The following is a 15,826-nucleotide window of genomic DNA, read 5'->3' on the forward strand; positions in this document are numbered from 1 at the left end:
GGGCTCTGGAAGAGGGCGGGTGCTTTCTTCGGCGAAAAGTTTCTGGGTTTCCTGATTTGGGGCTCATGCCTCTCCTGGGTCGGGAAGCTGGCGTGACGCTCGCGGATCCCGTTCCCCCTGCGGCTGTCGGGAGGGGGTCGTCTGTCGATGTGTCAGGAGTCGTGTGTCCGAGCAAGAAGATGGTCTCGCCCCAGCCCGCACCACCGATGCGGGCTGGGGCGAGGTACGAACTCTGGCCCGCCGGATCCTCGTCGCCCGGTTGGGCGACTGGCGTCAGCCACTGCCCCACCGCGTGCCACCGCAGCAGGTCTACGACTGAACGCATCCATCTGTACCTCGCCGAGCATGTTCACCTGTACGCCGGCAGCCGTCTCCGCGATCCTCCCCACGGCGCGGGGACGGCCTCGCTTTCCCGCCGGCTTCGGTCACGTCGCCGGGGCTAAGTCATGGCCAGAAGGCCCCGCCAGGGCCGTCCGCCCGCGACAGCTCCCTCTCAACCACGTCGGGGACCGAAAGGCGGCACGCTGATGGCAGCGTAGGGCACTTACGGCAGGGACGCGGGAAGCGCGCCCTCGTCGATCCAGTCACCGTCGAACAGTGATGCCACCAACGCGGCATGTTCCTGGGGTAGTTGGCCGGCCCTGTGCTGCGAACGCGTTTTGGCGAGCCAGGGTCCGATCTTCACGCGCTCGCCGTCAACGGTGATTTCCTCGCGGGCGGTGGGCGCGCGGTACTCACGGTGGAGGAAGAGCTCGAGGATCTGCACGGTCTGGGCGAACGTGCGGCGGGAGCGGCGGCTCATGGTTAGCGGATGGGTCTGCGGGGTGAGGCCGATGTCGGTCAGCAGGAGCCGCTGTCGAGGGGCGAGGCTGCTCCAGCCGGTGAGCTGGCGGTGGAGCCAGCTGCCGATCTTCACCGTGTCAAGGACGGTGTGGCGTTCGAGGGCTGCCGGGTCGTTCCCGGCGGCCAGGTGCGTGCGCAGCAGGTGGTACTTGCGGTGCCAGTCCGGGCCGTGCGGCAACTGCCAGTCCGGGTCAATGGCTGTGAGTGCGGCGGCGCGGGCCGGGTCGAGTCCGCGGCGTGCGGCCAGGGAGCGTTGTTCAGCGAGCCAGGCGCCGGTGGGGGTGGTGGCGGGGGCGGCGAGGTGGCCGTGGGCGCGGTGGTAGTCGGTGGCGGCGGTGATCTGGGCGCGCCAGGCGGCGTCGTGTTTGTCCCAGATCATGTCCAGCGCGTCGAGTTCGGCGGCCCAGGCGGCGTCCAGGCGGCCGGCGGTGCGGGCGTCGCGCATGGCGGTGATGAAGCTGCCGAGGGCGTAGCCGTAGGGGTCGGTGTAGTCGGCGGGGACGTCGAGGTGGTGGTGGGTGTCGTGGTAGGCCTGGGCGGCGGCGAGTCCGGCGCGGCGGGAGCGGGAGACGGCGGTGTCGTGGGGGTTGAAGGAGGTGAGGTCGAGGGCGCGGGCGACGTGCTCGGGGTGGACGGTGAAGTCGAAGTGCCAGCGGTGCTGGATGAGGTCGCTGATCTCTTTGGGGAGGCGGTTGGCTTTGCCTGGGAGGCGTTCGAGGATGCGGTGGTCGTGGCTGGCTAGGGCGGTGCTGATGGCCCAGACGGGTTCGTAGGCGGTGCCGAGGATGTCGCTGGGGTCGGTGCCCGGGGGGATGTAGACGGGGATGACCAGGCTGGCGATCTTGCCGCTGACGGACAGGCGCAGGGCGCGGCCGAGGGCCTGGACGCAGCGGATGACGCTGCGGGTGGGGTCGGCGAAGACGATTGCGTCGACGCTGGGGATGTCGACGCCTTCTGCGATGACTTTGGCGTTGGTCAGGATGGCGCAGGAGGATGCGGCGAACTGGGCGAAGGTGTCCGCGCGTTGCGCGGAGGGCATGTCGCCGTGGACGAAGAAGACGCGCGGGTCGATGTCGGGGCGCAGGTCGGCGTGGGAGCGCAGGCGTCGCAGGGTGTGGGGCAGTTCGCGGGCGAAGCGTTTGGCGTCCTCGACCAGGTTGAAGTAGACCAGCACGCGGCGCTGTTGGTGGGTGGTCATGGCTTTGAGGACGGCCAGGTGCAGGGCGGTGGTGCGCAGGGCCTCGTCGGTAGCGGGCTGTTGGTCCGTGGTGGTGCCGGGGGCGGGCAGGTTGAGGCGGGCGCGGAGGTCGTCGTCGGTGAGGGTGGGGACGATGATCCGGTAGTCCGCGACCCGGCCGTCCTCGATCGCTCGGGCGAGGGGGTATTCGAAGATCTTCTTGCCGTAGACGGCGGGGTTGTCCATGGAGTTGGCGCGGGCCTCGCTCCCCTCCCCCGCTGTGAGCAGGCGGCCGCGGGGGCGGGAGAGGTTCGCGGACTCGGCCAGGTCAGGTGCGGCGAAGATGCGTGGGGTGGCAGTCATGTAGAGGCGGCGGTCGGCACGGATGCGCGTGGTGTCGTGGACCGCGGCCCATTTCTTGTCGGACCGGCCGGCGATCCGGTGGGCCTCGTCCATCACGGCCAGGTCGAAGGGCGGGACCTGGTGTGAGGTGTGCTGGGTGTTCTCGATCTTGTCGAGGGAGTCGTAGGTGCACACCACCGTCAGGCCGGGAAGCGCTTTGGGTCCCGTGCCGACGGCGGCAAGCAGGGAGGCGAGGAGGCGGTAGTCGGTGACGGAGGCGACGCGCGCTTGGGCCAGGGCGTCGTGGGCGGCTGCGTCCATGGAGGAGACGATGACGAGGGGTTCACGGTGGCCGTCGCGGCGCAGTGCCAGGGCGGTCTGTGCAGCCAGGTCGAGCGTGGGGACAACAAACAACAGTCGGCGCGCCAGCTGACGGGCGGCGCGGCTGGCGACGAGGGTTTTGCCGGTGCCGGTCGCGGCCACATACGAGCCGCGGGTGCCTGGACGGCTGAGGTGCTTGAGGATCCTGCGGAGGGCCTCTTGCTGATCCTCATACAGGGATACCGGTTTGGGGTGCCGCCCACGGCGTGAGGGCAGGTCCAGCCCCAGAGTGTGCAGGTTCTGGGCGGTGAGCGGCTGCGGCTCAGCCGCCGGGGGCAGGGACGGTTCCAAGGAAGTCTCCGGGCGATGCGTTGCAGGCCGGTGGCGGCAGGCGCCATCCGATTCTGTCAGTCCTGCCCTACCGTCATGGCTGTCCCTCCCGCACAGCGCGTGCAGCTCCGTCGCTGGCCCGGGGTCAGGGGGTCTGAGGTGCGGGCGCCGGGGGCTGGGAGGGCACGGTGTGCGTGACAGCGGGCGTGGTCTGCGCGGCCAGTTTGCGGTAGCCGGTAGCGGTGATGGTGTGCCAGGACAGGTAGAAGCCGACAGCGGCCAGGGCTCCCAGGACGGTTGCCGTGGCGAGGAGCAGGGATCGGTGCTCCACGGGGTAGCGCCACAGTGCGAGATCGGTGGCCAAGGTGAACAAGATGCTGTTGAGCATCCAGCCGCGGCAGATCCTCAGGCGGGAGCGTGCGTAGTCGGCACGGGCGGCCAGGGCAGGAATCTCGGCGAGTTTGAGGCGGGCCTGGGCGTAGGCGGCGGTTGTGGGGAAGGACTGGCTGCGCAGGCGGCGGCGGACGGCGGCCAGGACGGTGTCGGCGGCGCGGTCGATCAGAATGCCCAGGGCGTAGGCGCATGCGAGGGCTGCGCCGGCCGCGAGGGGCGTGCCCGCCGCAGGGGCCAGTCGGCGGGTGTTGTCGGCGCCGGCGATGGCCGCGGCCAGGATGCCCAGGCCGGTGAGGAAGCCGATGCCGACAACGAGGACCTCGACGAACATGGCGGTGGCGGCCACGACACCGGAAGGTTCGGGCTGCGGCGGTCGGGTCACAGGTCTATCCCCCAAATTTCTGCCAGGTCATAGAGCATGGTGTCGGCGAACGCGCTCTCGTTCCACAGGTCCCGCAGGGTGAAGCTGTCGTAGTCGAGACGCTCGAAGATGATCAGACTTTCCGGCTGCGAGGCCAAGATGTAGCGGCCGTCCTCGAGGAAGTGGTCGCTGGTCGGGCCGAACCTGACGTAGTCGCGGGTCAACCGGTCCCGGTAGCGCTCGGCGAACTCGAACAGTCGGTAGTTGTATCCGCTGATGTCGTCGGGGATCACTTGCTGGAGTACGTCGATGACCTCATGGGAGAGCTCCCGGTCGAAGGAGTGCTGGGCAAACGTGCGGTAGATGCGTTCTGCTTCGACGAAAAGCCTGTTGCCGCGGGTGAAATCGGGATGTTGATCCAACACCTCCATCACCCGCCCGATCTCTGCGTCGTACAGCTCTACCAGGGCAAATGCACGGTACAGCGCACGACTGACATCGGAGGGGATCCGCAGGTTGCCGGGGGGCTTGTAGGCGAGGCGGTGGTAGTCGTTGGCCCAGACGTCGACGACGGGGGTGCGGATCTGGATCTCGCACTCGTACGGTTGGCCGTCCGGGTCCGTGTAGTCACCGACGGCCGGGACCTGGACATGGAGTCGGGGGTACTCGAAGCGGTCTTCGCGGCCCGGCAGCATGCGGCGGTAGTCCTGGACGGCCTCGTCGCCGACCCCGAAGGCGTCCTTGACCAGGCCGAGAGCCGGATCGAACAGGCCGGGATGGCGTACCGTGATCCGCACTCCCACCTTGTCGGTGACTTGTTTCCAGGGATCCGTGTAGCCCTTGCGGTGGATCTTGGCGACGTAGCGCCCTACGTCTTTGACGCGCTGGGAGACGACGCAGTCGAACTGGTCGCGGACGGCGCGCCGGCGTATGTGGTCGGCGGTGCACCGGGCGGCTTCCTTGATGCGGGGTTCTTCCGCCACGTAGCGGTGGAAGGCCTCATTGACCGTCAGTGTCACGGCTGTCTTCCACCGGGCTGGTGACGGTCGTCTGTGCGGCCGGGCTCGGCTTCTTGCTGCGTCCGCCGGGCGGTGAAAAGCCCTGGGTGTTGGTGACTTCGCCCGTCACGGTGGCCGTGGTGCGGCCGTCCGCCAGAGCCTCGAACGTCACGGTCTCCTCCACCGCGTCCAGAGGGGCGACGAGGAAGGCGCCACTGGAGAAATCGACTCGCATCTTCTGCAGGCGCGGCTCGATCAGCTCCGTGTCCTTGACGAAGGTCTGCTCTGGGATGCCGTTCTCGGACAAGTGCGCCAAAAACTCCCTCCTGTGATCTCCTTTCAGGTTCCGGTCGGTGAACTCACGGGGGTTGATGGTCTCCGGGGTGCTTTGCAGCTCTGAGAGAATCGCCATGGTGTAGTCGATGCGGGCTTGGGCGTCCGCCGGCTCGCTCAGGCGGCTGTTGACCCACTTGAGCGCGACGTCGTGGAACCTGCCGGTCACCTCGGCCGGGTCTTCCGTGAACGTGCAGCCCAGGAAGTCGTGTAGGAAGAAGCCGGCCATGCGCCGGGTGGAGCGCTGCCGGTCGGCGGCCCATGCCTGCAGCATGTCCTCCTTGGCGCCGTCGGCGGTGAACAGCGCCAGCTTGAAGACGTTGGCCTTCTCCGTGAACAGCAGGTCGGCGTAGAACTGGACGTCGAAAGTCCGCTTGCCCTCTTCCCCGACGCGCCGGGCCTGCATGCCGGTCTCCTGCTCCAGCTTCACCAGCAGCAGGGCGCGTTGCCGGGCCAGCTGGACCTGGGCGACCACCAGCAGCCCGCGGGAGTTGGAGCCAGTCTGGCAGTCCTGGAGGTGGCGAGCCAGGTGGCCGGAGACCTCGACAAGATCTTGTTCTTCGGCCATGAAGTCCCGCACCCAGTCCGGGAGCGGGGACTTGGGCTCGGGGTCCTCCGTCACTGAACAGGCATGAGTATTCAAGATCTTGACCAGCCGCTTTTCCAGTGCGCTTTGGACCTTGTCCGAGAGCGGGCTGGCCTCGTCGCTGAGCTCGACCGTGTAGCTCCTGGGATCTTTCTTCAGCCGGGTGGGCACCGAATGCACGATGGTCTGCTTGATGACGAGTTCACCAAAATCCGTACGCATTTCTACCTCGGTGTAGGGCCAGGCGCGCCCCCGATCTGGGGGCGCCGGGGAGAACCGCGGACGCGCATCCCGGACGGGTCGCTGCGGAAGAAGAAGGGGCGCTCGTCTGGAACACCCCCGGGGAGCGTCGTGCACGGCAGGCTCCCCCCGGCCGTGTTGCTTACGCTCTGTCATGGGTGAGCGTAGTGGCTGATAATGGCTCGTGTCCCCCAAGTCATATCCGTGTGACTTATTTTGCATGCGTGGTACTTGAGCGGTTCCGTCCGGTCCGGGCGCGAACAAGGCGGGCTTTACGGGCAAGTTGATGGGACGTTACGGCGCGGACGTGCGGCCTAACTTGGCCTGTCTGCGGCAGTGTGCCGGAACGTGCCGGTTTTCATGTCCCTGGTCCCGGCGGCCAGCTACCGAGCCGGGGTTTCTGCGTTCGTGAAGCGGCCGAAGCTCAGGCACCAGCACGTCGTGGCCGGTGCTGTTGCGCGCACCCGCCGGTGCGTTGCGTGTGTCTGGTGGGAGGATGGCGATACGCAGGGCTCCGGTGGGGGCCTGGCAGCCCGTCCCTCGATAGGGCTGTCCTCGGAGACGCCGTCGACGCAGAACAGAGCGGCCTTGTAGATCTTGTTGTGCTCGGTCATCAGAAGATCGGCGAAGTAGCTCATGTCGAAGGTGCGTTTGCCGTTGACGAGGACGTCCTGGGCCCGGAGGCCGCCTTCTTGTTCCAGTTTGACGATGAGGAGCGCCCGCTTGCCAGCAAGGCGGGCGGTCGCCACGAGGAGGAGCCCGGCCGAGCTGCTTTTCCCCTTCTGGCTGTCCCAGAGCAGTTCGGCAAGGTCGACGGAGACGTCCACCAGGCCACGTTCCTGGGTGAGGTACTCGTACACGCGGTCCGGCAGGTTCGATTTCTTGACCTCGATCTCTTCCACGGCCGGGCGCCCGTGTGAGGCGAGCACACCGCGGAAGTTGGCCTGGATCTTGGCACGTACGTCTTCGCTGAGCTTGCACACCATGGCGAGGGCCGCGGCAGGACTGCCGGAACCTTAGGGCTGGGATGAGCCCGGCGTGCCGACGGTGATGTCGGCGAGCAGTGCGGGCAGGAGGTCCTCCTCGTATACGGGCACGGAATGCTCCCGCATCACGGACACCAGGCTCGCATCCCAGGGAGCATCCGATGCCTGCAGGTGCAGGGTTTCGGTGCCCCCGGGGACAACCGTGAGGTAGTCGGCTGCGCTCATCCGCCACGCGACCGCGGCCGGTGCGGCAGCGAGGAGAGCGCGCATGTGCGCCAGTCCGGCCTGATCGAAGTCGGCGCGGACGGCGATGCGCCAGCCGGCGTCCGAGAGCGCACCGACGGCTTCGCATTCCAGCTGTGAGGGTGTGCCGGCCGTACAGATCACCCGTGGTGTGGTGGCCGTGTCCTGGGCCAGGGCGTGGGTGCTCGCCGCGGCGAGCACGGACGGGTTCTCCGTGACGAAGACCCACGTACCGGGGATCTCGGGACGCTCCCATGCGATCTTGGCGAGTTCTCTGGGCGGCAGGGTGAAGGTCGCGCCGGGCGGTATCCGCCATCCTCGGGGCGTGATTCCAGTGATGATGAGTCCGCCGAGCAGGTCGTCGCAGTCCACTCCGAGTCGGGCCCAGCTGGAGCGCACCGTGCTCGCGGAGGATCCGGTCAGGGCGAGGACGAGCGCGGGCAGGGCTCCGCTGTCCAGTGCATGGGGGTTGCCCGGCACCAGCGTGCGGCGGTCGATGCGCCGGCCGGGTGGAGGCAGGCTGCCGGCGACCTGCAGCGCCTGGGCGAGCAGCGCAGCGGGATCCGGTGTGTTGAGCAGTCGGGTGATCCATCCGGCGCTGTGCAGACGGCTGAAGACGGTGTCCGCTCCCACGCGTTCCCGCACGTGGTGGGGCAGGCCGGCGACGGCGCTTTCGAGTTGAGTGCGGAGCCGGTCGGATGCGGCCGTGTGCTCGGCGCGGCTGCGGGCCTTTGCTGCCAGGCGGCGGGTGCTAGCGTGGGCGGCGACAGCGCCGGGGGTGAGTGAGGGGCCGCGTGTGGCCAACGCCGCGGTCAGTTCCTCCAGGCTGACGCGGCGCCGCTGGCCGGGCTCCAGCGGGCGTCCGCCGATGAGGCCGGCTGCTGCCGCGCGCTCGGCCGGCGCGGCCGGCACCGTCACGGTGACCGCGGGGCCTGCGGTGAGGGTCTCGTCCCCGCGCCGGTCGGCCGCCGCCGCCAGGGCCAGCCACAGCCAGGTGAGTTCGGGGGTGAGCAGCGGAGTCAGATCGGCGTCCGTGCAGGCGTCGCCGCACAGCGGGCAGCTCATACGGGCCCCCCGGCGGGCAGCGCGGGATCGGTGTCCTCCGGCAGGGCCTGGCCGGTCCGGATCAGCATGGGGAAGGCGACGATGGTGCCGTCGGCGCCGGCTTCGAGGTCGTGGGCGTCGATGCCGTCCCAGGCGCCGGGTGCGCCGTCCCACAGGTAGGAGGTGCACAGGACGTCCAGGTCGAGTTCGGCGAGGTAGCGGGCCAGCCCTTCGCGGCCGCGTTCGTCGACTTCGGCGGGGACTTCGTCTAGGGGGACCAGGCGCAGGCCGGTGCTGGGAAAGCGGTCGTAGCTGGCGGCGATCGCGGCGAGCATGGGTGCCAGGACCACCAGGCGCCGTTCGCCGCCGGACAGGCCGGTGCGTGAACCCCAGTGGCCGGTGACGGGCCTTCCGCCGGGGCCGGGGCGTTCGACGAGGTAGCGGACCTCGACCCAGTTGCGGATGTCGACGGCGGTGGCGAGGCGTTCTTTCATGGTGGAGCCGTCCGCGGCGGCCAGCAGGGACTGCAGGGCCTGGCCGACTTCTTCCTTCTGCGCGTCGGTGCGCAGGGCGTCGCCGACTTTGCAGGACAGTTCGTACACGGTGCGGGTGGCGGCGTCGAGGTCGCTGCGCAGGTCGATCTGGACTTGCACGCCGACGCCGGAGGATGCCTGGGCCGCCCGCATCTTGCGGTTGACCGTCTTCTTCCATCCCGTCAGGGCAGCCCATGCCGTACCGATCGCGGTGGGCAGCCGGCCGATGACGAAGTCGCGCAGCGCTGCCGCTTCCGCGGCGTCGAGGGCGGCCTTGGCCCGGTCGGCAAGGGTTCGGGCGCGTTGGGCTGCGCTGAGGGGGTCGTAGTGGGTTTCCGCGTGGGTCAGGACGAAGGTGTCGAGCTGTTCCATGCCGGCGGGCGGGTCGTCCCGCGCGATGGTCCAGGTCTGGGCGAGTTCGGCGCGGACGGTGTCGTAGCGCTCGCCGAGGGTTTTCTTGGAGGCGGTGGGGCGGCGGGCGAGCAGGTCTCCGACGGCGGCGAGATCGGCGGTGTCGGCGTTCTGGGAAGCGAGGTGGGGGTCGGTTCCCAGGGCCTGGGCGAGGGGAGGCCAGGCGAGCAGGGCGGTCAGATGTGCCTGGGTGGTCTTCTGGAGGGGGAGGACGTCGTTGAGGCGGCTCTGGGCGGCGGTGAGCTCTCCTTCGCGGGTGCTGAGGTGCTTCTCGGCGGCAAGGGCCTGTTCGCGGGCGAGTGTGAGCTGCTTGTGAAGCTCTTTGGCCTGTGCGGTGGCCTGCTCGTAGCGGCGTGCCGCGTCATCGGCGTCGCCGTGGGACGACTGGACCTCTGTGAGTTCTGCCTGGGTCTCCAGCACGGTGGTGTGCATGCCCTGGGCGGTGTGCTGGAGGTCGGCGAGCCGCTCGGTGAGGGCGGCTTCATCGGGCAGACTGTCCACGATGCGCTGTAGTCGGGGCAGCAGCCGGGTGGCCAGCTGGGTGGCGCAGCCGGTTAGCTTCTCGGCGGATTCCCGGCTTGTTTCGATCAGCTGGGCCAGATCGGCGGGGTCGGCGGGCATGTCCAGGCTTCGGGCGCGGGTCTCCCAGGCGGTGCGCAGGCGGGTGTGTTCGACCGCAGCGTCCTCGGCCCGCTGACGCAGGGTCCGTGCGGTGCTGTGGCGTTCATGCACCGTCTTCGCGGTGCGGGCGCGTTCAGCCTCGGCGGTGGTCAGCGCGTCCCGCGGAGGGAAGCCTCGTCCCTGGTCGCGGAGGGTGTCGCGTTGCGTGCGGCGTTCGGCTGCGAGTCGGCGCTCGTGGCCAGCGCTGGACTCGAGTTCCAGCGCGGCGGTGTCGAGTTCGTCGGCCCTGGCACGGGCCCGGGCCAGGCGGGTACGTGCGCCGATGTGCGAGGCGGCCGGGATCTGATGGCCGGTGGTACGCAGGGCGGTAACGGGGTCTGCGGTGAGAGGGCCAGCGGTGAAGGTGCCGTCGCGTCCGATGACGAGCGCCAAGGTGTGCCGGTGGTCGGTGGCGGTGTCGGCCACGGCGATGCGCTGCAGGACTGCGCGGGCGAGGCTGGCGTGCGGATGGCCGGACGCGATGTCGAGAACGGCGGTCAGGTTGTGCTCTTGGACAGGTCCCGCAGGGCTGATGTGCCAGGCGTGGGTGGTGGCGCCGCCCTCGTGCAGGTGGGCGCCGAGGATTCCGGCGCTGGCCAGGGCCAGCTCCAGCAGGGCTTTGCGGTCGTCCGCACCGTGCAGGGCGGAGTGCCATTCGAGGAGGGCGCCCAGGGCGGTGTCGTCCTCGCCCGGCCCCGCCCAGGCAGGACGCGGCAGCGGCAGGAGTCGTCCGGAACGCAGGTGGCGGGCTTCCAAGCGGTGCTGCGCAGCGGTGACATCGAGGCTTGCTGCGGTGGCAAGGTGCTGATGGGCTGCGCTCTCGTGACCGGCAGCGAGGGTTTCGCCGATGCGCAGGGCTTGGTCGGCCCAGGCGTTGAGCTGGTCACGGACCGCGGCGGGTTCCGCGTGGGTGAGGGCATCGACGTCGTTGGTGTCCCACACCGTCAGCTCGTCCCCGTCCAAGGCCGCTTCGTCGTGCAGGCCACGCAGAGCGGAATGCCCTGGTGCCCACTGGGCAACCTCGGCGAGGACCTGGCGGGCGGCCGTGCGGGCTGCTGCGGTGGCGCGGTCATGGGCCTGGCTGGCTTCGTCGTAGTCGCTTTCGGCCCTGGCTGCCGTGTGGTGTGCGGTGGCGGCTGTCTCCTGGGCCGCGGCGACGGGGTCGTGGTCGCGCAGAATCAGCGCGGCCTTGTCGGCCGCGGAGCAGTGATTGCGGGCTCGGGCTGTCCATTGGGCGGCAAGCTGTTCGAGACCCTCGCGGTCGTGGGTGAGTGTCATGCCCGGGCCTGGATCGGCAACGCGGTCGGCGACCGGGCGGGTGACGCGGGCCCGGGGGTGGTGGGCGAGCAGGGTTTCCAGCGCAACGGGCTGGGCACCGGCGGCTTCCGCGCCGGCCACCCTCTCCTCGAGGTCGCCGATGATGTCGTCGAGGGCGTCCCGGCCGGTCTTGGTCTGTGTCCGGGCCTGCTGAGCGGCAGCATGCAGGCTGTCGTAACTGCTGACCGCGGCGTGTTGCTCGGCGCGCAGCCGTTTACGCAGGTCCATGACGCGCCCGTGGGAGCGGTAGGCATCGCTGGTCTCGATGGCACGGGCGGCGGCCTGGGCCTCCTGGTGGGCTTCCTCGAACCGTTGGACGTCGCCACCGGCCTGGTCGGCATCGGCCTTTGCGGTCTCCAGCAGGCCGATGCACTGCTGGACGCGGCGGCGACGTGTGCTGGCGTCGTCGTGGGCGTGGCGTGCGGCCGCGTGGGCAGCGCGGGTGACGTCGACGACGTGCCCGGTCCACACGCGGGCGAACTCCTCCAGGAGGGTGGCGGCGTGCTCGTCGCGTTCGAACGCTTCACGGGTGGTGTCGGACTCGGCGAGGGCCTCGGCGGTGGCGGTGAGAACGTCCTCGGCCACGCCCGGCAGGGACTGGCGCAGCGCGTCGGCGGCTGCGGCCGGGGAGACGTCGCCCAGCAGGGTCGGATTGCGCACCTCCCGCAGCCGGGCGGCGAGCAGACGCAGTTCGGCGGAGGTGGTGGACCAGATACGGGCGGCCAGGTCTTCGACGTACTCCTCGGGTTCGGCGAAGACCCGTCCGTCGGCGGCCTCGATGTGGGCGGAGAACTCTTCATGCTCCAGCGCGCTCCCGTTGGCACCGCGCAGCGCCAGGTCTTTCAGCGGGCGGCCGGGCACGGTGAAGGGGACGACGCTGACGGCGGGGGTGGAGCTGGGCGAGTACTGCAGCCGGACACCGAAACTGACGACACTGCCGTTTGCTGCCATCCCGTCCGGTGCGTTCGGTGCCGGTTCGTCGGCCGGGGCGGCGAACGTCAGCCACAGATAGCCGTAACGGCGGCCCTTGGCCGGGGCGCCTTCGCTCATCAGGAGTTTCAGTGTGGTGGGGCGTGCCTTGCCTGCGGCCAGCTTGGCTCCGTTCAGATCGAGCAGGTAGGGCCACAGGGCTTCCAGCGCGGTGGTCTTGCCGGTGCCGTTGGGTCCGCGCAGCAGGAGCCGGCCCGATGCGGCGGGCAGGTCCAGGTCGCCGTAGCGCCACACGTTCGACAGTCCGGCGCCGACCAGTCGCCAGCGACCGCCGAAGCGGCCGGTGTCGCCGGACGGTGCGGGCGCCGGGGGTTGGGCGAAGTCCAGGTCGAGGATGTCACTCATGCGGTGCGTTCCTCCGTGTTCTCTTCGGCCTCGGTCTCGCTGAACAGGCCCTGCTGCAAGGGGATGCGGGGGTGCTTGGGGGTCGGTGTGCCGCGGGGAACGCGGGTTCGGGCGGTCTTGGGGAGGGCGGTGCCTTCCTCCGCCCAGCGGCCGGTGGTGGGGGCGAGCCGCCACATGGAGATCGTCTTCTCGTCGGTCTGCGGGGCGGTGTGGGTCAGTCGGGCCAGGTGGGTGCCGGTCAGCAGGTCACCGACTTTGCCCGCCAGCAGGAGGGGGTCTTGGGTGTACTCGGTGCTCCAGCCGCCGCGTCCGGAGGCGTTGTTGGCGCCGAATGCCGTCAGCGCTTCTATCACCGCCTCCTGGGTCAGACCGCGCCATCCTGGTCCGGGAGCGTTGTCGGTGGTGCCGTGCAGGGCGGCGTGGTCGAGCAGCAGCAGCGCGGCATGGGCGATGGTGCCGGGTGCGGGGAAGGGCATCGGGCCGAGTTCGTGGAAGTGCCGGAAGGCCTCGTCGGGCACAACGAATGCGGCGCCCTCCGCTCGGCGTTCCAGCACGAGCCCGAAGGCGTCGGCCAGCGGGCCGCCGTCGTCGCCGCGCACGCGCTGGCTCAGCCACTGCGCCTCGGCATCGTCCAGCAGCGCGGCGTGGACGCAGGTGTCGTCCACGAGCGCGCGGCGCATCCGGCGGGCGGCGTCCGGTTCGCGGTGGGCCTGTTCCAGCCATGCGTGCGGATCCGCGGCCGGGTCGAGGGTGCCGGGGTTGGCGATGACATAGGCCAGCCGGGTGTGGTGGACGGCCAGCAGTACGGGCGCCTGTTCGTCGTGCAGGTAACGGTCGAGGTCACCGTCGAGACGCTCGACCACGCCGCGGTCATCAAGCATGTGCAGGGCGGCCAGGATGGCGCGGCGTTCTGCGATGTCGTGGTGGGTGGGCAGTCCGGCCTCGGCAGCGGCGGCGTGGCCCTGGGTGACCAGGTGTCCCAGGGCGGTGCGCGGCGGCATCGACTCGGCGGCTGCCAGCAGCAGGAAGAACCAGGAGCAGGCGGCGGGGCTCGGTCCCTGGGCGGCCCACGCCTGGGGGCGTGGTGGCGGGCTTTTCCGCAGGCGCACCAGGTCGCGTTCGATGATCAGCACCCAGCCAAGCCGGGCGACGGCGGAGCGCAGCGCGTGCTCGTTGCGGCGTACCGCAGCGATGAGTTCGTCGTGGCGGCCGCCGATGAGCCAGCAGGTGGCCGCCAGACGGCGCAGGAGTGCGGCGGCCTCGGCGTCGGCCTCGGGGTGCCATGCTCTGCGCCTCCGCTGCGCAGGGTGAGCAGCTGCCGTGTCTGGTGCGGGCGCCGGCTCGTGTGCGGGGGTGTCCGTGGCCTCGCTCATGCTGCGCCCTCCTGCCGGGGGATGAGGTCGGAGGTGTCGACTTCGGGCGTGTTCGGGCTGGTGTGCGGGATGATGCGCAGGGGTGTGTGTGCCGAGGGGTCGTCTGTTGTCGTGGTGCCCGCCAGGGCGGCCAGGGCCGCGGTGGAAGGGCGCTGGCCGGGCTGGTGGAAGAGCGGGATGCGTCCGGGCAGGAGCACCCGCCAGGTAGGGGCGTTCAGGATGCCGGTGCCGGAACCGGTGTGGACGAGCGTGCAGGCAAGGCCGCCACTGGTCCCGGTGCGGCGGGGTCCGTTTGCGGCGGTCCGGGCGGCGGCCATCAGGGCGGCGAGAGCGGCTCGGGCTGCCGCCTCGTCCAACGGCTGGCCCGGGACCGAGGCCAGGACCGCGGCAAGTGCCCTTTGGTGTCCGGCCTGGCGGCGTGCCCGGGCCTCGGCTACCTGGGCCTTGGCCGCGGTGTCGTCACGTGGTGCAGCGCCTCTGCCGCGCGGACCGGACCGGCCGACGGTGCGCAGCAGTATCGGCACCGGTACCTGGGGCCCGCCCCGCCAGGACGGATTGCGGCCCGTGTCGTCCTCGTCGGCCTGGCCATAGAATTTGCGCCAGGAGTGGTCGCCGACCGCGGCCTGGAAGATCTGTACCCCGATCTCCGGGGTCAGCACTGCCCGGGCGAGAGCCAGAGCGCGGCTGCGGGTGGAGGCGGTGCCCGCCGAGGAGTGCAGCCGGCGCAGGTTGGCGTGCATGCCCGGCAGCGCCCGTACCAGGCGCAGCGAAAACCGCGCTGCCCGCCCAGTGCGGGTATCGAACCAGGCGCGCAGCCCCTCCCAATCCTCCGCGCGGCCACCGCGAGAGGCGCTGAGAGCTCCGGCGGCGATGAGGTCGCGCGCCTGGGAGGCATCCACAGCCGCCTGTGCCAGCAGGCCGAACCACGGCCGCAGCACCACGAGTGCCGCTGCGGCCCGTGCGGAACCGGAGTCGAGTTCGGCTGCCACGCGGGTGGCATAGTCGACCAGCAGGCCCTTGAGGTCATTGGTGCGTTCCTCATCCAGGTCGAACCGGTCCGCGAGACCTATCAGCGCGTCCTCGGCCCCGACCAGGGCGGCATCGAGGTCATCGTGGCTGGTGAACACGGTGCTCACGGCGTCCAACACGGCGGCGTCGAGGCGGCCGGCATCGGGCTCGCCTTTGCCCAGGGCCGTGGCGAGCTGCTCGAGGTGGGACACGATGCGGCTGAGTGACACGATCGGGATTTCCCGCGCGGTGACCGTTCCCGCCAGGACCTGGCGGTAGAAACGCTGGACGTGCCGGCCCGCAGGACTGGCGGTGTAACGCCAGTTCCGGGCCAGGATCTCGGCGTACCGGCGTGCGTGGCTGGTGTCCGACCGGAACGAAACCGCGCCCATGTCTTTCAGCGCGTCCAAGCGCTTCTCCACCAGGCGTGCGTCCAAGCGCACTCCGGAAGTCGCCAGTGCTGCCGCGATCTCGGCAACCGTCAGGTCAGTCACCGACCCCTCCAGCACATCCATGATCGCGATGTATTCGTTGGACTCCGGCCGCACCAGATATCCCACGACCTTACGCGCGTCGGTCACGCCGTCGGTTGCGGCGGGCTTCTCTTCTGCTGGTGACACCACTCCCCCATCGACGACGCCAACGGCCGCTTGCCCCAAGCCTCCTTTGAAAAGTAGACGCCCCCACTGACAACGCCCTCGGAAAGGCATGAATTCAGGGATCCCCTGTCATGCCGTGTGTGACGTAAATGCATCACATCCTCCTCGGACAGAGGCGATCAAGAACCGCTCCCGGTCAACTCCCCTACGCCGCACTGTCACTGGAGTGCTTGAGCTGCATCGATGGCTGCTGCGGCGAGAAGGGGACCACCTGCGGAATCGGTTCACCGGCAGGGGGAATCGCAGCCTTCACCTACGCGAGTCACAGGAAGGTATTCAGCCATGTTGATGGATGAAGCCCGGGCCATAAGCGTGGCCGTTGAGGATGAGCCT

Annotated in this window: 10 protein-coding genes; 1 reads left to right on the top strand and 9 read right to left on the bottom strand. The window is 69.8% G+C overall.

Annotated elements, in window-relative coordinates:
• The first annotated feature begins 163 nt into the window (after nt 1-163).
• A complete protein-coding gene (locus tag ACTWOL_RS35840; protein WP_161198861.1) occupies nt 164-319 on the top strand; it encodes a hypothetical protein in 156 nt (51 codons plus the stop codon).
• 225 nt (nt 320-544) lie between these two features.
• On the opposite strand, the gene ACTWOL_RS35845 is transcribed toward ACTWOL_RS35840, so the two are convergent.
• From ACTWOL_RS35845 to ACTWOL_RS35885, 9 genes are all read right to left on the bottom strand, one after another.
• Entirely contained in the window at nt 545-3,034 is a 2,490-nt protein-coding gene (locus ACTWOL_RS35845; protein ID WP_474301342.1) for a helicase associated domain-containing protein, read from the bottom strand.
• Between the two features lie 124 nt (nt 3,035-3,158).
• Entirely contained in the window at nt 3,159-3,788 is a 630-nt protein-coding gene (locus tag ACTWOL_RS35850; RefSeq protein ID WP_474301343.1) for a hypothetical protein, read from the bottom strand.
• A complete protein-coding gene (locus ACTWOL_RS35855; protein WP_328336026.1) occupies nt 3,785-4,786 on the bottom strand; it encodes a RelA/SpoT domain-containing protein in 1,002 nt (333 codons plus the stop codon). Before ACTWOL_RS35855 ends, ACTWOL_RS35850 begins: the two co-directional genes overlap by 4 nt.
• The gene (locus ACTWOL_RS35860) at nt 4,767-5,855 is read right to left on the bottom strand and encodes a nucleoid-associated protein (protein WP_474301344.1); all 1,089 of its coding nucleotides are present in this window, start codon (nt 5,853-5,855) and stop codon (nt 4,767-4,769) included. The genes ACTWOL_RS35855 and ACTWOL_RS35860 overlap by 20 nt, the downstream gene beginning before the upstream one ends.
• A 452-nt stretch (nt 5,856-6,307) precedes the next feature.
• Nucleotides 6,308-6,826 (bottom strand): hypothetical protein, encoded by a 519-nt coding sequence (locus ACTWOL_RS35865; protein WP_474301345.1) that lies wholly within the window; start codon nt 6,824-6,826, stop codon nt 6,308-6,310.
• A gap of 114 nt (nt 6,827-6,940) precedes the next feature.
• Entirely contained in the window at nt 6,941-8,218 is a 1,278-nt protein-coding gene (locus tag ACTWOL_RS35870; RefSeq protein WP_474301346.1) for a DUF2399 domain-containing protein, read from the bottom strand.
• Nucleotides 8,215-12,453 (bottom strand): SbcC/MukB-like Walker B domain-containing protein, encoded by a 4,239-nt coding sequence (locus tag ACTWOL_RS35875; RefSeq protein ID WP_474301347.1) that lies wholly within the window; start codon nt 12,451-12,453, stop codon nt 8,215-8,217. The genes ACTWOL_RS35870 and ACTWOL_RS35875 overlap by 4 nt, the downstream gene beginning before the upstream one ends.
• Nucleotides 12,450-13,826, bottom strand: a complete 1,377-nt coding sequence (locus tag ACTWOL_RS35880) for a DUF2398 family protein (protein ID WP_474301348.1) — start codon at nt 13,824-13,826, stop codon at nt 12,450-12,452. The genes ACTWOL_RS35875 and ACTWOL_RS35880 overlap by 4 nt, the downstream gene beginning before the upstream one ends.
• On the bottom strand, nt 13,823-15,415 hold the full coding sequence (locus tag ACTWOL_RS35885; protein ID WP_474301349.1) for a DUF2397 domain-containing protein: 1,593 nt from the start codon (nt 15,413-15,415) through the stop codon (nt 13,823-13,825). Before ACTWOL_RS35885 ends, ACTWOL_RS35880 begins: the two co-directional genes overlap by 4 nt.
• Nucleotides 15,416-15,826 lie beyond the last annotated feature (411 nt).

Source organism: Micromonospora sp. IBHARD003, from assembly GCF_056106285.1.

What these genes read in the sequence shown, in the direction of transcription:
- ACTWOL_RS35870 (WP_474301346.1), bottom strand. Translation starts at nt 8,218, where the DNA reads ATGAGCTGCCCGCTGTGCGGCGACGCCTGCACGGACGCCGATCTGACT.
- ACTWOL_RS35880 (WP_474301348.1), bottom strand. Translation starts at nt 13,826, where the DNA reads ATGAGCGAGGCCACGGACACCCCCGCACACGAGCCGGCGCCCGCACCA.
- ACTWOL_RS35875 (WP_474301347.1), bottom strand. Translation starts at nt 12,453, where the DNA reads ATGAGTGACATCCTCGACCTGGACTTCGCCCAACCCCCGGCGCCCGCA.